This window comes from Parazoarcus communis, from assembly GCF_003111665.1.
GTDB lineage: Bacteria > Pseudomonadota > Gammaproteobacteria > Burkholderiales > Rhodocyclaceae > Parazoarcus > Parazoarcus communis_B.
Window position 1 is genome coordinate 1,980,966 of sequence record NZ_CP022188.1, and the last position, 17,788, is coordinate 1,998,753.

20 protein-coding genes are annotated in these 17,788 nt (G+C 57.8%); 13 read left to right on the top strand and 7 right to left on the bottom strand.

Annotated features, from left to right (window positions below; genetic code table 11):
* Positions 1–35: 35 nt before the first annotated feature.
* Entirely contained in the window at positions 36–353 is a 318-nt protein-coding gene (locus tag CEW87_RS09010) for a CopG family transcriptional regulator (protein WP_159098122.1), read from the bottom strand.
* On the bottom strand, positions 334–780 hold the full coding sequence (locus CEW87_RS09015) for a phage integrase N-terminal SAM-like domain-containing protein (protein ID WP_108972389.1): 447 nt from the start codon (positions 778–780) through the stop codon (positions 334–336). Before CEW87_RS09015 ends, CEW87_RS09010 begins: the two co-directional genes overlap by 20 nt.
* A 243-nt stretch (positions 781–1,023) precedes the next feature.
* On the opposite strand from CEW87_RS09015, the gene CEW87_RS09020 reads away from it, so the two are divergent.
* From CEW87_RS09020 to CEW87_RS22405, 6 genes are all read left to right on the top strand, one after another.
* Positions 1,024–2,132 (top strand): IS3 family transposase gene (locus CEW87_RS09020; RefSeq protein WP_108972390.1). Its coding sequence is split into 2 segments (ribosomal slippage): positions 1,024–1,282 and positions 1,282–2,132, totalling 1,110 coding nucleotides; the frame shifts between segments, so codons are not numbered across the junction.
* Positions 2,133–2,166: 34 nt separating this feature from the next.
* Positions 2,167–2,469, top strand: a complete 303-nt coding sequence (locus CEW87_RS22395) for a hypothetical protein (RefSeq protein ID WP_159098123.1) — start codon at positions 2,167–2,169, stop codon at positions 2,467–2,469.
* 134 nt (positions 2,470–2,603) lie between these two features.
* Positions 2,604–3,197, top strand: a complete 594-nt coding sequence (locus tag CEW87_RS22400) for a hypothetical protein (protein WP_159098124.1) — start codon at positions 2,604–2,606, stop codon at positions 3,195–3,197.
* A 231-nt stretch (positions 3,198–3,428) separates the two neighbouring features.
* A complete protein-coding gene (locus CEW87_RS09025; protein WP_159098125.1) occupies positions 3,429–4,022 on the top strand; it encodes a hypothetical protein in 594 nt (197 codons plus the stop codon).
* 86 nt (positions 4,023–4,108) lie between these two features.
* Positions 4,109–5,077: a hypothetical protein gene (locus CEW87_RS09030; protein WP_108972394.1), complete on the top strand. Its 969-nt coding sequence runs from the start codon at positions 4,109–4,111 to the stop codon at positions 5,075–5,077.
* Position 5,078: 1 nt separating this feature from the next.
* Positions 5,079–5,417: a hypothetical protein gene (locus CEW87_RS22405; RefSeq protein ID WP_159098126.1), complete on the top strand. Its 339-nt coding sequence runs from the start codon at positions 5,079–5,081 to the stop codon at positions 5,415–5,417.
* Positions 5,418–5,619: 202 nt separating this feature from the next.
* On the opposite strand, the gene CEW87_RS09035 is transcribed toward CEW87_RS22405, so the two are convergent.
* Positions 5,620–6,705 (bottom strand): IS5 family transposase, encoded by a 1,086-nt coding sequence (locus tag CEW87_RS09035; protein WP_075146924.1) that lies wholly within the window; start codon positions 6,703–6,705, stop codon positions 5,620–5,622.
* A gap of 870 nt (positions 6,706–7,575) precedes the next feature.
* On the opposite strand from CEW87_RS09035, the gene CEW87_RS09040 reads away from it, so the two are divergent.
* The gene (locus CEW87_RS09040) at positions 7,576–8,556 is read left to right on the top strand and encodes an NAD(P)-dependent alcohol dehydrogenase (RefSeq protein ID WP_108972396.1); all 981 of its coding nucleotides are present in this window, start codon (positions 7,576–7,578) and stop codon (positions 8,554–8,556) included.
* A gap of 198 nt (positions 8,557–8,754) precedes the next feature.
* Entirely contained in the window at positions 8,755–9,396 is a 642-nt protein-coding gene (locus tag CEW87_RS09045) for a PEBP family protein (RefSeq protein ID WP_108972398.1), read from the top strand.
* An 11-nt stretch (positions 9,397–9,407) separates the two neighbouring features.
* Here the strand turns inward: CEW87_RS09045 and CEW87_RS09050 are convergent, their stop codons facing one another.
* Positions 9,408–10,589 carry a PhnD/SsuA/transferrin family substrate-binding protein gene (locus tag CEW87_RS09050; protein ID WP_159098127.1) on the bottom strand — a complete coding sequence of 394 codons (1,182 nt, stop codon included), beginning with the start codon at positions 10,587–10,589 and terminating at the stop codon, positions 9,408–9,410.
* Between the two features lie 22 nt (positions 10,590–10,611).
* Here CEW87_RS09050 and CEW87_RS09055 point away from each other — a divergent pair, with 22 nt between their 5' ends.
* From CEW87_RS09055 to CEW87_RS09075, 5 genes are all read left to right on the top strand, one after another.
* Positions 10,612–11,118 carry an ArsI/CadI family heavy metal resistance metalloenzyme gene (locus tag CEW87_RS09055; protein WP_108972402.1) on the top strand — a complete coding sequence of 169 codons (507 nt, stop codon included), beginning with the start codon at positions 10,612–10,614 and terminating at the stop codon, positions 11,116–11,118.
* A 12-nt stretch (positions 11,119–11,130) separates the two neighbouring features.
* Positions 11,131–11,697: a sigma-70 family RNA polymerase sigma factor gene (locus tag CEW87_RS09060; RefSeq protein WP_108972404.1), complete on the top strand. Its 567-nt coding sequence runs from the start codon at positions 11,131–11,133 to the stop codon at positions 11,695–11,697.
* A 58-nt stretch (positions 11,698–11,755) separates the two neighbouring features.
* The gene (locus CEW87_RS09065) at positions 11,756–12,043 is read left to right on the top strand and encodes a putative quinol monooxygenase (RefSeq protein ID WP_108972406.1); all 288 of its coding nucleotides are present in this window, start codon (positions 11,756–11,758) and stop codon (positions 12,041–12,043) included.
* Between the two features lie 48 nt (positions 12,044–12,091).
* Positions 12,092–12,619 (top strand): hypothetical protein, encoded by a 528-nt coding sequence (locus CEW87_RS09070; protein WP_108972408.1) that lies wholly within the window; start codon positions 12,092–12,094, stop codon positions 12,617–12,619.
* Positions 12,620–12,734: 115 nt separating this feature from the next.
* Positions 12,735–13,379: an alanyl-tRNA editing protein gene (locus CEW87_RS09075; protein WP_108977070.1), complete on the top strand. Its 645-nt coding sequence runs from the start codon at positions 12,735–12,737 to the stop codon at positions 13,377–13,379.
* Positions 13,380–13,570: 191 nt separating this feature from the next.
* On the opposite strand, the gene CEW87_RS09080 is transcribed toward CEW87_RS09075, so the two are convergent.
* The 3 genes from CEW87_RS09080 to CEW87_RS09090 form a co-directional block, all read right to left on the bottom strand.
* Complete coding sequence (locus CEW87_RS09080; RefSeq protein WP_108972410.1) at positions 13,571–15,505, bottom strand: sigma-54-dependent Fis family transcriptional regulator; 1,935 nt, start codon at positions 15,503–15,505, stop codon at positions 13,571–13,573.
* Between the two features lie 213 nt (positions 15,506–15,718).
* A complete protein-coding gene (gene aldA / locus CEW87_RS09085) occupies positions 15,719–17,158 on the bottom strand; it encodes an aldehyde dehydrogenase (RefSeq protein ID WP_108972411.1) in 1,440 nt (479 codons plus the stop codon).
* Positions 17,159–17,243: 85 nt separating this feature from the next.
* A complete protein-coding gene (locus CEW87_RS09090) occupies positions 17,244–17,711 on the bottom strand; it encodes a DUF1097 domain-containing protein (protein ID WP_108972413.1) in 468 nt (155 codons plus the stop codon).
* Positions 17,712–17,788 lie beyond the last annotated feature (77 nt).

Here is a 17,788-nt window from a genome sequence, read left to right on the forward strand (position 1 = left end):
GTAGCCAGCCTCGCGCTGGTGGCGAATCGCGAGAATCAGTCGCGCCAAGACTTGGCCTCTGGACGGGAACGGGCCTTTTTGCCTGCGCGTGCCCGGATGTAGGCATTGACCTCGTCCGCAGCGCAGCCCTTGCCGGACGCCAGTGTTTTGGCTCTCGGCGCAAGTGCATCGGCAACAAACCCAGCCCGCTTCACTGCGGCCAGTGCGGTGGCCCGGATCGCCTCAACCATGAATGCGTGTGGCGTGATCCACTGATGCATTGCAGCGGATACGGCAAGCTGTTTTATGTCGTCGGGCAATTTCAGTGAAGTTGTGCCCATCTGCGCTCTCCCGCTAAATTTGGCGTCGGTCAAAAGCAAGATCCAACACCCGCAGCCGCAGTGTCACCATCAGGCGCATCCAGTTACCGTATTGCAAGCGCGTCACCTCGGTCTGCGACAGCACCACAGGAACGCGCTCGCGCTGCTTCGGACGGCCAATCTCCTTCAGCCAGGGTAGATCAATACGGAGCACTTCCCGGTAAAGAAAATGCAGCGCGGACAATGCCTGGGTATGGGTCGATGGAGCAACCTGCCGGTCGTTGGCCAGCCATGCAAGAGAGTGCTCAACCTCGACTGCCCCCAGTTCACCCGGATGGCGCAGCCCATGGTGACGAATGAATTCACGAACCCAATAGACATAAGCCTGTTCGGTTCGTATGCTGTAGTGCTTGTAGCGGATGCGTTCGTGCAGTTGATCGAGCAAACGGGGCGGGGGTGCCGATACGTTGTTGGACTGCATGACGGCTTTGTCTGCTGTGTAAGTGCTGTATGCGATAACAGCATAGCAAGGAAGGTGATGATTTAAATGACAAATGAGCATGACGGATCGCTGGCCTTACACAGCGCTTTTCAACTTACACAGCAGATTTGCTCTCTACAACACGTTGAGCAATTCTTTAGAAAAAAGGGAACATTGACCTGCTCCGGGCTTTTCGGGCCAGCTGAAACTTGAGAGGATGGCTTCCAAGAGGAAGAGGAAGCCATGCGCAAGAGCCGTTTTACAGAAGAACAGATGGTCAAGATTCTGCGGGAGGCCGACCGTTTGCCGGTCGCGGAGGTCTCAAAGAAGCACGGAGTGAGCGAGCAGACGATCTACACGTGGCGCAAGCGCTTCGGCGCCATGAGCTCGGACGAGGTCAAGCGACTGCGGCAGCTGGAGGCCGAGAACGCGCGACTCAAGAAGATGCTGGCCGAGCGGGATCTGGAGATCGACGTGATGAAGGAGATCACGGCAAAAAAATGGTGAGCACCTGCGCGCGCCGAGCGCAGGTGCTTTACGCAGTGAAGCGAGGCATTTCGCAGCGTCGAGCGTGCGCATTGTTGTGCGTGTCGCGCTCGGCACTTGGCTATGCGTCGCGGCTCGATGAGCGTGATCGTCCGCTGATCGGCGAGATGCGGCGATTGGCAGCGCAGTACCCGCGCTACGGCTACCGACGCATCCGCATCTTTCTTCGTCGCGCCGGGCACCGGCTGAGCATCGGCCGCACCTGGCGGCTGTGGCTCAAAGCGGGCTTGCAGGTACCGCGCAAGCGACCGCGCCGCCGGGTGGCCAGTCAGCGCGATCAGGTCGAGCGCGCATCGGAGGCGAACGGGATTTGGGCTTACGACTTCGTGTTCGATACCTGCGCGAACGGCCAGCAGCTCAAATGTCTAACGGTCATCGACGAGCACACCCGCGAGGCGCTGGCGATCGACGTCGCGGGCAGCATCCGCTCGGAGCGCGTCATCGATGTCTTGAGCCGCTTGATCAGCGAACGCGGAGCGCCGAAAGCATTGCGCTCGGACAACGGCCCGGAGTTCGTCTCGACGCGGTTGCTCCAGTGGGCGACCGATGAGGGATTGCAAATGGCGCTGTCGCAGCCGGGCAAGCCATGGCAAAACGGCACCGACGAGAGCTTCAACGGCAAGTTCCGCGACGAGTGCCTATCCATGGAATACTTTCGCAACCGCCTTGAGGCGCGCGTCGTCATCGAGCAGTGGCGCCGTCATTACAACGAAGTACGACCGCATTCTGCGCTGGGATACCTGACCCCGGCGCAGTACGTTCAGAACCAGTCAGGCAACGACCACGAGGCCATCCGTCTCAAGTAACTCGTGGTCCGAAGAATCGGGGCAGGTCAACATAATGAGCCAATGGCAATTCGATTCAGAAGCTTTAAAAATTCGTAGTCTTGTAAACCCTAATTGGGAAATTGATTTAAGGAAGGTCAACTGCGAAACCGACCTCCTTTACTGGCTGCTCCAAGCGGCTCAAAAAGAGTGGGATATGAAAGAGTTATTTGAAAAATTCAACGACGCCGTTGATTTTTGCTTTAACCAACGGCACCTGCAAGGTGCTGCGGCTCTAAAAGAAATATTCAACGTATTTCCCATTGAGTCTGGTTCGGTTAATTGGGAAAACGGTACGTCAGCTAAGTATCAACGCTGAAGTGCAAAACATATTGCGTCAAAAATCGCCTAACACTATGGTCAAGCGGACCGCCAAAAGCTTCGCTCTTGGTTCCCTCCGCGCTGCGCGCTCCGGAGGCCGCTTGCCTCCACGTTAGGCAACCAGGAAATATCGTGGATACTCAAAGTGTTTTTGAGGCGCTGACAAAATCTAAGCCTGTCAACCTTTCTGATCTTCCGGAAGAGTTTGGTGTTTATGCGCTTTGGGATCATGAAGGGCAGATCCGATATATTGGTAGCACACCAAAGGCTACCGAAGGATTTCGCACAAGGATTTATAGCAAGCATGCTACTGGTAGTGAGGGGCGGAGCCATAAGTTCACACAAGCCTATTGCACCGGGCGCATGTGGCGCTACTGCAAGAAGCTTGACGATCCAGCCGCTGCCAACGAGCAGCACCCTGCTGATGCAGATGCGGCAAAGAAGCTGAGAAATGCCTTCATTCGCAGGTACTGCAGGGCGAGCTACGTGACCATTCCTCGTAATTCATTAGCAGAGCCATATTTTGCAAGCCTTACCTCCTTGGAGTACCAGCTACAGGCTATGGCACCTTTAAGCATGCGGGCCTGGGAGGGTATTGCATTCCGCCCTCTATCAGAGCCAACTCATCTTGTTGATGGTCTGTTGGCCGAACTGCCGCACTATGCAGCCGGCGCTGAAAGGCAAAATGCCATCTATAAAACGTTTGTCAGTGTTGTTAAAGCCTAACATGGCGGTCAAGGTTGCTCCCTTCGGTCGCTGGACGCGCCGCACGCGGCGCGCCCCTTACCTTTAACGTTAGACAGCGCAGGTTGCTCCCCCCCCCCCCGTACACCATCTCAACACATGACCAGCGATCTTCGGGCTCCCGCCACCTTTCACTACATAGCGTTCTACGACCTGCTCGCTGACGCAGCATTTCAGCATCGGTGCGCTACGGCCGAGTCGGACTCCTTTCGGATGAACCGCTATGCAAGAGCGTCTGTCATTGCAGCTGCGCTTAGTGTTGAGTGCGCAGCCAACTGCCTAATTCATTCTCTTGAGTTGTCTGCAACCCTTCGCACAGAACTTGACAAGCTTTCACCCCTGGCGAAGGTCGAAACCTATCTCCAGCTTTCCGAGTTTGGCGCTCTTGATCGAGGCCGGGTAGAGGTTCAAAGAATGAAGGAGCTGATTACCGCTCGAAATGAGTATGTCCACCCTAAGGTAGCAGCGATCGGGGCGGTAGTAGAGGAACCGAAAGACGCCGGACATGAATGGCATGTACCGTTCTCGATCGACGGTGAACATTGGTCGGGCCTACAAATCCCGAAGAAGGCAATGTTCTGGTCCAACGCTAACTCTCAGACGACTCTACGGGCGATTGCTGAATTCTTCCGCTACCTTTTTGTGGAGTTGATGAAATCCACGTCTGAGCAGTTGCATGGAATCCTTCCGTCAAGGATTCAAATTGGAGACGTGCATATGCTTGCCGTCTTCGAGGAGTTCAAGCGTGAGATTGCAGGAGCTAGCGAGTTCGGAGCGGACTTCTCGTATTTGGGCCTCACCGAATGAAGGCGCTGTCTAACCCTGCGTTCGAGGCGACCTGCGCGAAAAGCCGCGCAGGCGCCTCAACTTCACGTTAGTTTTTTAGGAAGCATATGGGCCAAGAATTAACGCTCAAAGGTATTGCACTTGAAAAGCTCAATCGGATATTGAACCAGAATTTTGATTCCAAATTTATTTGGGCTTTGCTCTCTGGTGGAGTGCTTCTTGCCGGGTATCAGCGAATCATACAGCTATGCTCCACCATAGAAGTGGTTTCAGGTGGAACTTATGTGAAGTTGTCCCTTAGTTCGGGTGCCGATGCTGTTTTCATTGCCATCGGTTCAGTGATGATCTTTTCATCGATCATCATATTCATTATAAGAATGATAAATAGTCAGCCTGGCACTGTTAAAAAGCATAAGTCTTTGCGACACGCAGCAAAAGATCTTAGGCCTCTGATGGACGACAATCGCCGAGTATTTACCGCATTTGGGCCTAATTCTGAAAGCGGGAATGTAGATGATTTAAGGCAAGACTATGAAGTATGGGAGCAGCTAAAAAGGGATCAGATTGTACCTAACAACGATGAGATACTGAATATATTGAACAGAGTGAAAGTGCTTACGAAGAATGAAGCACCGATTGTAAGCAAGATGAAATCACATATTGCAGCATTTAAAAATCACTGTTCCAACCCAAACTTTGACTACAGCAATGATCAGTTCCCATTGAGCTTTGCGGATTTGATTTTCAAATATTCCAATTCAAATGATAATAACATGGAAAAATATGTGGAATGGCTGAAGAAATCTCTTTCTCAATATCTAGATAAAGTTGAATCTGTATACATCTTTGGAAGCGCGCTCTATGGACAAGAAAAGACTGACGTAGATGTGATCATAAAAAACAATCTTGTTGATATTGAAGAAATAAGGTTGTTTGCTGAAATATCAAAGGAACTGAAAAATGCCTTTGAGAAGGATTTTTCCCTCTCGTTGCACTTAAAGGTGTTCTCGGAGCGAGAGGCTCAGAGCTTTGGTAGGTTTTTAGAGAAAATATACAAATCCGAAAAGGTGATCTAGCTTGGGTAGAAATCTGCATTACACAATACCCCAATATCTTGAGAGTGCACTCAACAAACATGCCAAAGTGCTGTCCTGGGAGCGCATTGATAACAGTCAAACAGATGAACACTACATCTATTTGATCAGGAGATCGGGTGGGTTTAGCCAAGTGATTGTTCATTTGTCTGACGAATATGAATACTCCCTAGATGATTATTTTCAAAAGCCCGACAGCATCAGGGAAGGAGCATTTATTTTGGTTGCTCGACCTGAAGCTGTTTATGACGATTCAATCGTCGAAGTAGCGCAACAGGATCAAGTGAGCATCGGTAAGTTTGGGGCCTTAACAGGGTGTTGAAAATCTCGGGTTCACCTTCGGTTTCCAGTCCCCTGGGAAAAATCGACTTTGAAAATCGCCCGCTTTCCCCGTGATCATGCCGATTCAAGCTGACTTTTCCGTCGATTGTGCTACCGCAAATCAGCAGCGCTCCTGTCGCCGCAAAGACATGGTTTTTCGACTACAACGTTTCCCATCCGCAGGGCGCCAGGGCGCCCGCGAATTACGGCGCCAGCAGATTGCCCAATCTCGTCAGGTTATAAGCCGAGAAATTGAGCAACGCATGCGCACGGATTCGATCCAGCCCACGCGCCATCGCATGGCGCAGCGTGCCGATATCCTTCGCCCAGCCAAAGGCCTCTTCGATCATCTTGCGTCGGCGCAGGCTGACCGCGTAACCGGGGGACGACTTCACCTCATTGGGCACGGCGCTGCCCTTGACCTTGGCCGCGACATGCGGGGCAATGCCCAGCGGCTCGAGCGCGGCGATGAACTCGGCGGTGTCGTACCCCCGGTCGGCCGCCAGCGTCGGCTTGTGCGCCGAATTGCCGGGCTTGATGCTGCGCCTGGCCATCACCAACGCCGCCTCACGCTCAGCGGTTCCGGTGGCGGTCGTAGTGTGGACATCGACGATCAGACCGTGACGATTCTCGGCCAACGCATGCGTGGTGTAGCTCAGGTACGCCACGCCGCCGCCCTTGCTGGCGAGCAGGGCCTGCGGGTCGGTGCGCGAGACGTGCGTCTTGTTCGAGCGCTTCTTGCCGCGAAAGTCCACCTCGGGGTTGCGTCCCTGATCCGGTCCGGGCGGCTCGTCGGAGCCGTCCCGGGCCATCATGCTCTTGTGCGAGGCCCACGCCCGCAACAGCGAGCCGTCGACACTGAAATGCTCGTCCGACACCAGCTCGGCCCATTCGGCGATCGCCACCACGCCACCGAAGAACTCGCGCATCACGCTCTCCTTGAGGAGCCGCTCGCGATTGGCGCTGAACGTCGAGTGATCCCAGACCGGCTCGTCCAGCGTCATGCCGACGAACCACCGGAACATCATGTTGAAATCGATATGCTCGACCAGCGCACGCTCCGAGCGAATCGAAAACAGACATTGCAACAGCGACGCCCGCAACAAGCGTTCCGGTGCAATCGACGGGCGGCCACCATCGGCATACAACGCATCGAATTGCGGCGACATCGTGCGCAGAACCATATCGGCCAGCGTTTTGATCCGGCGCAACGGATGATCCCGGTCAATGCGGTCTTCGATATTGACGTAGCTGAACAGGGCGTTCTGTTTATGGTCGATGCCGCGCATGAGAATAATCAGTTTCTTAATGCAGATGTAATTATATCAGCCTCACAACCCGCATGGATGCTGGAAAACCTATTAAATCAACATCCTGTTAATGGGGGCTCTCTATAAGGAGAGGCACTGGGATTATGTTCCAAAAGAAAGAAGAGACGAAAACTAACAACCGGCAGCACGCGGACCGCGCTACGCGCGGCCGGTGTGCCGGGCGTTAGGCAACCTACTTTCCCGAGATCATAAGATGACAGGCGTATCGTTCACTTGGCTATTGGTTACTACAATTGCGCTTTTCAGTCTTGTCGTATGCGCCCCGTCTGGCGCAAAGAATGCATTGAACTCAGTAATCTCAAAGGAGCTCTACTGGTCTGGTGCATATTTATCTCTAACCTCAGCCCTTCTTTCAATTTTAATTTGGATTTGGCAGATCCCTTTAGGGGCCGTACTCGGAGTAGCCTTTGAGCATTTCTTTAATGTAATTTTACCGACCTTTGTCTCAACAATATTCGGGGCCTTTCTCTGGATACTGCTTTCACTTGTGATTCAAAAGAAATTAAGGATTATTTTTACATTGCTATCCCTAGTGTATTGTTTGCTAATGACAGGCTTGAATTACATGCCTTTGTTACAAGCCACTGCCTATGAATTTTCACCTCTTGCTGGCAGCAGAGATGAGGCGGTAGACATTGTTGCATCTATATTGCTCTCCACGGCCATTGCAGTACTTAGCTACCTATACATGAAATATCGCAAATGCCTAACTAGTGGTTCAAGGCCGCTCGCTTCGCTCACTCGGGACGGGCTAAAGCCCGCCCCTTAACCAAACGTTGGACCACGCGATAGACCTCTGCTCAAGGCATCCATCGAGGGCGATAAGGTATGAGAGCAATCGTGTATGAACGATATGGGCCGCCCGACGTTCTTCAGTTGAGGGAGGTCGAAAAACCCGCGCCCAAGAACAACGAAGTCCTGATAAAGATTCATGCGACCACGGTCACATCAGGCGATTGGAGGGTGCGAAGCCTCAATGTGCCTGCCGGCTTCGGGCTCATCATGCGTTTGGTATTTGGTGTGTCGAAACCCAGACAGCCGATACTTGGGTCGGAGTTGGCCGGGGTCATTGAGTCGGTCGGCAAGGACGTGAGGAACTTCAAGATCGGCGACGAGGTGTTTGCATTCAGCGATGCCGCCATGGGGTGTCATGCCGAGTACAAATGCATGCCGCAAGACGGTGCTGTGGTACTCAAGCCGCCCAGCTTGTCCTACGACGAAGCCGCCGCGCTGTCTTTTGGCGGAACGACGGCGTTGGATTTCTTGCGAAGAGGAGAGCTTCAACGCGGGGAAAGAATACTGGTCAATGGTGCTTCCGGAGGCGTAGGCACCGCTGTGGTACAGCTTGCCAGGCACTTCGGCGCAGAGGTGACCGGGGTGTGCAGCACCGCGAACATGGCGTTGGTCAGATCGCTGGGCGCCAGCCATGTTGTTGACTACACCAAAGAGGATTTCACGGAGAATGGTGAGGCCTATGATGTCATTGTCGATACCGTCGGCACGGCGCCATTCTCCCGCAGCAAGGCTTCGTTGAAAGAAGGAGGACGCCTTCTTTTGGTATTGGCTGGACTGCCCGAAATGCTTCGAGCTCCATGGGTGTCGATGACGAGCAGCAAGAAGGTCCTTGCCGGGCCAGTCTCTGTACGTACGGAAGATTTGCGTTTTCTCGCGGGGTTGGCCCAGGCGGGAGAATTCAAACCGGTTATTGATCGGCGCTATCCGTTCGAGCAGATCGCCGAGGCCCACCGCTACGTCGATACCGGACGCAAGAAGGGAAATGTCGTCATCACTCTGGAGCATGACGATTGAACCCTAGAGCGGATCAAAGGGGTCAGAGTCGTTCGATTGCGGAGAACGACAGCTCACCTGAGGCGGCCGGATCGCATTAGCACGGCCTCGTTCGCGACAGGTCCGCGCTTGTTCCCGACGGAACATCACTCGCACTACGCATCGGAAAGTTTTCCCCACTGACGCTAGACTTCGAGAACCCTCAATAAGGATTCCCCAATGAAACGCGCCATCGCCTCCCTCGCATTGCTCTGCCTTTCCCCAGTAGCCCTCTCTGCCGAGACCTTTCGCGCAGACGTCTGGGCCGACAACTGGTTTGAGATGCGGATCAACGGGGTGCAAGTCGCGGAGGACAGCGTGCCCATTACGACCGAGCGCTCGTTCAATGCCGAGCGCTTTGAGTTCGTTGCCACGCGGCCTTTCGTCATCGGCCTTGTGGCCAAGGACTTCAAGGAGAACGACTCCGGTCTGGAATATATCGGCACCCGGCGGCAGCAGATGGGGGACGGGGGCGTTATCGTGCAGATCAAGGATGCTTCGGGGGCGACGGTCGCAGTCAGCAACGCGGCGTGGCGCTGTCTGGTTGTTCACAGCGCACCACTGGACAAGTCCTGCGCACGCGAGGCAAACCCCGTTGCGGGCGAAGGGGCGTGCGCTTTTGAGGTGAAAGGGGTGCCCGATGGCTGGGATCGAGCCGGCTTTGACGCATCGGGCTGGCCGCAGGCGAGCGTCTATTCCGAAAGCGACGTCAGGCCGAAGGACGGCTATGACCGAATCGACTGGGTAAGCGAGGCCAGGCTGATCTGGGGGCCCGATCTTGAGCAAAGCAACACGGTGCTCTGCCGCCTGGTGGTCGAGTGAAACTGGTGAGGTCAGCGGCCGTTGCTCGCGAGCTTGTTGTGCGTGGCCAGCAGGGCACGATAGCTGTGGAGATCGGAAGCGTGGGACAGTATCAGCCTGTCAGTCCGGTATATTTCGAGGAGCTGGCGGCCGCGGGGGGTGTTTTCCACCTTCAATGCAGCTGCGATCAGCGCCTCCCGGTTTTCGGTGCTTACGCTTGAGCTGAACAGGCCGATGTTGTCCCTGTAATCTTCAAAGGAATAAGCATCGAGCACTTGCAGGTGCGTCCTGATCTGCGGGTTCAGCTCGGCGGCGACCTCGAACGCATTGCGCGTGATCAGCGCGGCATCGCATTGATTGAAGAACAGCTTCAGCACCAGCGCGTTGGCGTTTTTCTGTGTTGATAGGGCTTCAAGCTGCGACGGGGAAACACCGCTGCTCCTGAGCAGGGTGTTGAGGTAGATTTCGCTCAGCTCGTCGCGCTCGCGCAACTGCACGCGTCGCCCCGCCAGGTCTCTCGGGGTCTTGATTCCGGCATCGCGCCGGACCACCAGGATGAGGGCGTCGTTTGGTGCGCCTGCGCCGGTAAAACCACCCGCCAGATCCTCGTCGGAGAAGTGTTGCACGAGCCCCATTGGCGTGCCGACGATGTAATTGACCTTGCCCGCGACAACGTCACGTTTCAAGTCGCTCAGGTCGTCGTAGAGCTGGATGGGTTTGATCGTTACGCCCGCCTTGTTTGCAATCTCTTCGACCCAGAAACGCACGGTAATCTCGACGTCCTTGCGCGGAATGTCGCGGATTGCCTGCATGTACACACCGGTTGCCAGCAAGGGTGGTGCTGCGTGCGCGACAGTCGGTGCGATGCACAGGAAGAGGACGCCAAGCCAGCGTCTGCATGTATTCAAGCTGATCATGTCTGTCACTTTCGCGTCGTGCCCCATGCTTTTGACGACCCTCCCGCGGAGCCGGGCAGCATCTGATGCTTCGGGAAGCCCTGGGTGTTCATGTTCATCGATGTGTTCCGCGTCCGGCTGCGGCGCGCTGATACCGTTGAGGGACTCGGGAAAGCGGCAGTCGATGCGCTGGTCATCATACGTTATCGCATTCTGGATCCAAGGGGGCAGCGTCGATTGATTGCGCGTGCCCAGTGCCTGTTGCGACCATTTGCCCGGTTTTCCGTCTATACAGGAGCATCGGGCACGATGCGTCACTCAACCTTGACGGGAGTCTCAAATGAAACGCTTTCACGTACACCTTGCGGTCGACGATCTCGCGACAAGCATCGCCTTCTACAGCAGGCTTTTCGGGCAAAGCCCGTCGAAGCAGCAGCAGGACTACGCGAAGTGGATGCTCGATGATCCACGCCTGAACTTCGCCATCTCTGCGCGGGGGCACGCGACCGGCCTTAACCACTTTGGCATGCAAACCGATTCCCCGGAAGAACTGGCGGGCCTCAAGGCGCTGGCCGACGATGCCTCTGGCGGCATGACGCTGGATCAGGGCGAGGCGAACTGCTGCTACGCCAGGAGCGAGAAGCACTGGACGGTCGACCCTCAGGGGGTGGCGTGGGAGCACTTTTTCACGATGGGTGACATCGCGACCTATGGCGAAGACGCTGCAGTGCAAGTGGGCGCGTGCTGTGCCCCCTCGGATGCGCCGGATGCCGCCGCAACGCAAGCGTCTGCTGCCTGCTGCGTGCCGGGTGTGGCGGGGCGGAATCAGGATTCGTGTTGCCGCTGAGAGCGCAGAACCATGCAAGCGGCAGATGACGACCTCGGCGCGGCTTTTGCCCGCTTGCGGCAAAGCCTGCGCAGCTATCTGCGCCGGCGTGTTCCCGACCCCGCGCAGGCAGAGGACTTGCTGCAGGATGTTTTCGTGAAGGCACTCGCGTCACAGCAGGCCGGACGTCACATCGACAACCTGACGGGATGGCTCTATGCCGCCGCTCGAACGGCGGTTGCAGACCACTACCGCAGCGCAGGCGTTTCGATGGAGGCGCTCGACGACGAGATGCCCAGTGCCGAGCTCGACGACATGCGAATGCATCAGGCGCTTTCGGCCTGCCTGCGCCCTTTCGTGGATCAGCTTGCGCCGCGCTACCGGGAGGCGCTGATCGCGACCGACTTCGAGGGTGAAACGATGCGCTCGGTCGCCGAGAGGCAGGGCGTGTCGGTGTCTGCGATCAAGAGCCGGGTTGCGCGTGCGCGTGCGATGCTCAAGGACAAGGTGCTGGCATGCTGTCATGTCGAGATCACCGACGCCACGGTCAGTGATTACCATCGTATTTCGTCGTCGAGCTGCGGCGGGAAATGCACGTGAGCACCGGGCCCGGCCCTTCGCGTGCCTGCGTTGAATGGGCACATAAGGAGATGCGCAAATGGTGATCGTTGCAGGCCATCTCATCCTGAAAAACGGGGCCCGGGATCGGTTTCTCGCGGCCTCGGAGCCCGCTGTCCGACTGGCGCGATGTGCGACCGGATGTCGCGATTTCGCGGTGTCTGCAGACCTCATTGACCCGAATCGAATCAACGTCTATGAAGAATGGGAAACACGGGACGATCTGACCCGGTTCCGCGAATCAGGGCCCGACGCGGCCCTCATGGATTCGATCGTCGAGGTTCGTGTAAGGGAGTTCGTCGTCGCCGACGCAGATGGCAGGGGCTGAGCCGCGACCCGATCAAAGCAGGTGACAAATCGTGTACAGGACGATGCGATGAGACTTCTTGCGCTGTGTTTTGCGTTGTGGTGTTCGTCGCTGTCTTTTGCTGCGGGCCTGGTTCACAGGGATGCGCTGAACGGCAGGGTGTCGATTCTTGCGCCGGAGAATTTCGGTCCGATGCCGGCGAAGCTGCTGGAACTGAAGTATCCGAGCTCAAGACGACCGACCGAGGTGCTGAGTGACGACACCGGGCGGGTGACGCTGGCGTTCAACCATACGAACAACGCCTTGCAGCCGCACGAGTTGAAAGAGGCGCATGTCGTGCTCTCGCAATCCTTTCACAACCTCTACCCCTCGGCGGAGTGGATCAGGGATGAAGTCATCGAGCAGAACGGAAGCGTATTCATTGTCTTCGAGATGATTACGCCGGCAATCGACACGAAGATTCACAACATCATGTACGCGACGTCGGTCAGCGGCCGAATGCTGATGGTCGCGTTCAATACGACCACGGATTACTCGAAGAAGTGGCTGCCCACGGGCAAGGCGATCATGTCCTCGCTTCGGGTGAAGCCTCAATGAGTTCGTGTTCTGGCGGGCGGGTTCCAACGTCGATCAGTGGGGTCTGATCGCATTGATCGACCCTGTGGATTCCTTGATTCGCTGGGGTCAGGACGCAGCACGATTCAGAGAAGGTATGACAAGGAAAGTCTTCTGGGATGACCCGTACGCGGTCTCGCATCAAACCTGTGTGTCGTCGGTGAAGGGCGGTGATATCGAACTGGCGTCGACAATCTTCTTTGCCTTTTCGGGTGGGCAAGAGAGCGACCACGGTTTGATTGCAGGTCACCCGGTGCTCGCGGCACGGAAGGAGGGGGCGCGGATTGTCTATACGCTGCCGCCGTCTCACGGGCTGCAGGTTGGTCAGCCCGTGCACGTCGAGATCGAATGGGAACGGCGCTATCGACTGATGCGCCTGCATTTTGCAGCAGAGCTGGTTCTTGAGCTGTTCTACAGAGCGCTGGATGGCGTGGGCAAGGTGGGGGCTCACATCGCGCCGGATAAAGCCCGGATCGATTTTGCGTGGCCTGAGAACATCGCTCCACGCCTTCCCGATTTTTCCGACATGGCGAACCGGATCATCTCGTCGAACCGGGAGATCGCGACCGGCTTCGATGATGTTCCGAATGAAAGAAGGTACTGGGAGATCCAGGGCTTCTCCCGCGTCCCGTGTGGCGGCACTCACGTTCGATCAACAGGAGAGGTCGGCCAGATCAGACTCAGGCGAAATAACATTGGCAAGGGAAAAGAGCGGGTGGAGATCTTTCTGTGCGAGCCGTGAAGAGTTCATCGGTGCTGTTGTTTGATGTCCTCTATTCAATCGGAGTGTGCCCCGTCCGTTCGTTCAAACCCGCACCCAAGAGCGGGGCTTGACTCCAGGGCTGGGCGTCTTACGGCAGATGCCGTTGCTTTCCGACGCCCCTGGGGATGCGGTGTTTCTCCTGCGCAAAGGAAACGGGGCCTGGGGCGGGCTTACGAGATTGCCGTATTCGATGGCCCTGGGCGGAATGTGACGTCTATGCCGTGCTCGCTGAGGCGACGATAGAGTGTGGAGCGTGAGATGCCGAGAAAGCGGCTGGCGGCGCTGACGCACCAGCTGGTGCGTTGCATTGCGTTGAGGATGACGTCCCGTTCGGAGCTCTGACCGGTGACGACATGCCCGTGGAGCTGAGCCCGCCGCCGATCTGGCACGCCGTCGGATACCTCGTTCTGGAAGCTCTCTGGCAGGTGCGCCCATATCATTTCTGCCTGCGGGCAGACTGCAATCGCGTAACGCAGCACATTGCGCAACTCGCGGATGTTGCCCGGCCACCGGTGCTCGACCAAACCGGCCAGCACATCCGACGACATGGTCAAGTGACGGCCCGCTGTTTTGCATTCTTCGGCAAACACACCGCGAATCAGTTCGGCGATATCCTTGCGCTCCCTCAGGGGTGGCAGTTTGACGGTCGCTGCGTTCAGGCGATAGTAGAGGTCTTCGCGGAAGCGCCCCTCGCGCACCATTGCGCCCAGATCACGGTGGGTCGCGCAGATTACCGAGATATCCACCATCTGCGGCTTGGAGGCGCCCAGCGCCAGCACCTCGCCTTCGGCCAGCACCCGCAGCAGGCGCGTCTGCAGCGCCAGCGGCATGTCGCCGATTTCATCCAGAAACAGCATGCCGCCGTCGGCTTGTGCAATCTTTCCGACGCAACCCTTTGAGTGTGCGCCGGTAAAAGCGCCCCCCCGGTAACCGAAGAGCTCGCTCTCGATCAGGGTTTCGGGAATCGCAGCGCAGTTGATGGCGACAAAGGGCTGATCATGTCGCTGGCTGCGTGAATGAATTTTCTTCGCTGTGAATTCCTTTCCAGAGCCGGTCTCGCCGAGCAACAGGATCGGGACCTTGCCATTGACGAGCAGCTCGAGCCGATGCTCCCCCTCAATGCCCATCTCGTCGTTATCCGCTCTCGACCGGGTGTCCGGCCTGGCTGCGGCCAGTAATGACCGGTGGACTGGTGCTTTTCTGGGGGCTCTGATCAGTGCGGTAAGCCGCTCATTCTTGCTGCCCACATCCAGACTCATAGGCGTGCCGGGATGGGCCCGCGCGAAATCCACCAGGCCGTCCACGGAGCGATGAAGGATTTCGTCCACGAAGTACGCCCCGTTGCCGAGGCGATGTTTCAAGCGGCGGCTCACGCCGACGACGCGTCCGCCTTCGTCAAAGGCGATCAGATCGTCGGGGTCGGCGCCCCAGTCGTCGAGTTGCCGTTTCACGCTGACGATCCAGTGGTCGGCGAAATGCGACATGAACATGGATTGTTCAATCCGCGCCGCAGTCTGCAGGGTAAGCCGGTAGGCCAGGGATTGGCCGAGTTTCTGCGCGTCCTCGGTGCAGGCAGTTGCATTGAGCACACCGAGCAATTGCTGTTCGGGGCCGAACAAGGGCACGGCGGAGCAGCTGATGCCATGGTTCCGGACCAGAAAGTGCTGATCGCCGTGAACAAGTACGGGTTCGCCATCGGCCAGGGCTGTGCCCACGCCGCAGGTGCCCTGAGTGTCCTCGGACCAGCAGGCCCCTGCGCGTAGCCCGGCGGAGGTGAATTCGACCGCGCGCTGTCCCGTGGCACGCACCTCGAGCGTGGCTCCGCTCGCATCGGTCAGCAGCAGGCAGTAGCCCAGATCGCCCAGCTGGCGATGCAACCAATCGACGCCCGGCACCGCCACCCTTAACAACGCCTCGTTGCGTTCCTTGAGTCGGGACAGCTGCGAACCGGAAAGAACATTGTCAGCAGCACGACTCCGTGCGTCGAGTCGATAGCTCTCGAGCGATCGCCGTCGTGACCGGGCCAGCCGCGCCATCAGATTGGCAGGTGCCGGACTTGCGAAGTCACGGCCATCCCAGACTGCGCCAGAAAACGCGTTCGTCATTCTTGTCTCCCCGCTTCGGTCGCTGGATCTTGGCCAGGACCGTTATGTTTGTTTTGAATTATCGCTCGGTATATTAGGTAGCACCCTCAGTCGTCGCAAGTTGTGATTCTTCATGGCGCACCTTCATCGCGTCCGACGGAAAAAGGGCGACCGTGCGTACACGGCCGCCAAGGGATGTTTCAGTGAGACTTCGGTCCTTGATCTGCTCGGGCCTTAGCCGTGCTGCATGTACACCACCTGCGTTTCGGTGTATTCGAGCAGGCCATGTTTGCCATCAGCTCCGCCGACGCCAGAATGCCGCCGTCCTGCGTGGAAGCCCTGCATGGCTTCGAAGTGCTCTCGATTGACGTAGGTTTCACCGAAACGCAGCCCGTTGCACGCGGCCATGGCTTCCTTCAGATCTCTGGTGAAGATCGACGAGGTCAGGCCGAACTCGGAGTCGTTGGACAGAGCGATCGCCTCGTCGAGGCTGTCGACAACCTGGATCGGCAGCACCGGACCAAAGATCTCCGCACGCATGATCTCCATGTCATGACGGCAGTTGATCATCACCGTCGGCAAATAGTGATAACCCTGGTCGCCCGGCGCGACGCTGCCGCCGAGGATCACTTCAGCGCCGGCGCCGCGTGCGCGCTCGACCATTGCCGCGACCTTGTCCAGCCCCTGGCGGTTGACCAGCGGCCCCATATGAACCGTCGGGTCTGCCAGGGGGTCGCCGTAACGCACTTCTGCCATGCGTGCCGTCACCTTCTCGATGAACGCGTTCGCTACCGCGCGCTCCACATAAACCCGCTCCGCGCAATTGCACACCTGCCCGGTGTTGATCACTCGCGAGTCGCAGATGGCCTTGGCCGCCATGTCGAGATCCGCCTGGGCGGTCACGATGGCCGGGGCCTTGCCACCCAGCTCGAGGTTGAGGCGCGTCAGGTTCGGGGCGGCTGCCGCCATGATGCGCTTGCCGGTGGCGACGCTGCCGGTGAAGCTGATCATGTTGACCATGGGCGACTCGGACAGGTGCGCGCCGGCGCCTGCGCCATTTCCGCCGACCAGGTTGAACACGCCCGGCGGCAGCTCGGCCTGCGCGACCAGGCGGGCGAAGTCGTAGGCGTTGATCGGCGTCTCTTCGCTGGGCTTGATCACGATGGTGTTGCCGGTGATGAGCGCCGGTGCCATCTTTCGCGCAATGAGGAAGAAGGGGAAGTTCCAGGGCAGGATGCCGGCAGTCACGCCGATCGCGCGCCGCATCAGGAAGATGCTTTCGCCGGCGCGGTCACTGGGGATCACCTCGCCCTCGATGCGGCGCGCCCACTCGGCCATGTAGTCGATGTAGTCGGCGGTGAAGGCGACTTCCACCTGCGCCAGTCCGAGCACCTTGCCCTGTTCGCGGGTGATGGTGTCGGCCAGGGCGGCGGCGTTGGCGCGGATGAGGGTGGCGATCTTGCGCAGGTAGCCCGCGCGCTGGATCGCGGGCAGCGCCTCCCAGGACGGCTGTGCGCGTTTCGCCGCCAGCAGTGCCTCGTCCACGACGGCCTGGTCGGACAGCGGGACGCGGGCCAGCAGCTCGTTGTTGGCGGGATTGCGCACGTCGATGTGTTCCAGACCGTCGCCGCTGACGAAGCGGCCGTCGATGAAGTTTTCGAGTTGTCTTGTCATTTGTGTCTCCAGAGAAATGGGTGTGGCATGTCGGCTTACATGAATGCTTGGGTGGGGGCGGATACGGGCCGGATGCAGGCCGGACTCAGGCCGCTCGTGCCAGGCGCTTGCCGACCTGCTCCGAGGCAAGTCCGAAGAAGACGCCGAGGCACCAGGTGAGGCAAACAAAGAGTGCGCTGGTGTCGAGCTTGGCACCCGAGCCAAAGAAGCACGCGGCGCCCATGAAGGCGGCGGGGGTGTAGGCCAGCGCGGTGATGTCGGCCATCGCCACCAGCAGGAAAGCCAGGATGGCCACCAGCACGATCAGCGTTGGCAGTCCGCCACCGAGCGCGTCGACGCCGAACAGCGTGAGCGCTGTCAGCACCGCACCCGCCAGGCCCGCCGCGACCGATTTGCGCACCCCGTCGGCACCGCCGCCGGCCGCGAAGAAGGCCGCCCAGGCAACGAAGCCGATCCAGGGGACGAAACGGAACTCGGGGTTACCGACGCTCAGGTAGACCCACACGGCCACCAGCAGTGCAATGCTCAGGGCAAGGGCATGTAGCAGTTTCATGACTGTTTCCTTTGTTGTGTTCTGCAACGGGCCGGCGAACCGGTCCGTCTCGATCAGAGTCTGGGCAACAGGACCTC

Coding starts and splice junctions, on each gene's coding strand:
- CEW87_RS09015 (WP_108972389.1), bottom strand. CDS start 780: ATGCAGTCCAACAACGTATCGGCACCCCCGCCCCGTTTGCTCGATCAA.
- CEW87_RS22395 (WP_159098123.1), top strand. CDS start 2,167: ATGAGCCAATGGCAATTCGATTCAGAAGCTTTAAAAATTCGTAGTCTT.
- CEW87_RS09025 (WP_159098125.1), top strand. CDS start 3,429: ATGAACCGCTATGCAAGAGCGTCTGTCATTGCAGCTGCGCTTAGTGTT.
- CEW87_RS09030 (WP_108972394.1), top strand. CDS start 4,109: ATGGGCCAAGAATTAACGCTCAAAGGTATTGCACTTGAAAAGCTCAAT.
- CEW87_RS09035 (WP_075146924.1), bottom strand. CDS start 6,705: ATGCGCGGCATCGACCATAAACAGAACGCCCTGTTCAGCTACGTCAAT.
- CEW87_RS09040 (WP_108972396.1), top strand. CDS start 7,576: ATGAGAGCAATCGTGTATGAACGATATGGGCCGCCCGACGTTCTTCAG.
- CEW87_RS09045 (WP_108972398.1), top strand. CDS start 8,755: ATGAAACGCGCCATCGCCTCCCTCGCATTGCTCTGCCTTTCCCCAGTA.
- CEW87_RS09055 (WP_108972402.1), top strand. CDS start 10,612: ATGAAACGCTTTCACGTACACCTTGCGGTCGACGATCTCGCGACAAGC.
- CEW87_RS09060 (WP_108972404.1), top strand. CDS start 11,131: ATGCAAGCGGCAGATGACGACCTCGGCGCGGCTTTTGCCCGCTTGCGG.
- CEW87_RS09065 (WP_108972406.1), top strand. CDS start 11,756: ATGGTGATCGTTGCAGGCCATCTCATCCTGAAAAACGGGGCCCGGGAT.
- CEW87_RS09070 (WP_108972408.1), top strand. CDS start 12,092: ATGAGACTTCTTGCGCTGTGTTTTGCGTTGTGGTGTTCGTCGCTGTCT.
- CEW87_RS09075 (WP_108977070.1), top strand. CDS start 12,735: ATGACAAGGAAAGTCTTCTGGGATGACCCGTACGCGGTCTCGCATCAA.
- CEW87_RS09080 (WP_108972410.1), bottom strand. CDS start 15,505: ATGACGAACGCGTTTTCTGGCGCAGTCTGGGATGGCCGTGACTTCGCA.
- aldA (WP_108972411.1), bottom strand. CDS start 17,158: ATGACAAGACAACTCGAAAACTTCATCGACGGCCGCTTCGTCAGCGGC.
- CEW87_RS09090 (WP_108972413.1), bottom strand. CDS start 17,711: ATGAAACTGCTACATGCCCTTGCCCTGAGCATTGCACTGCTGGTGGCC.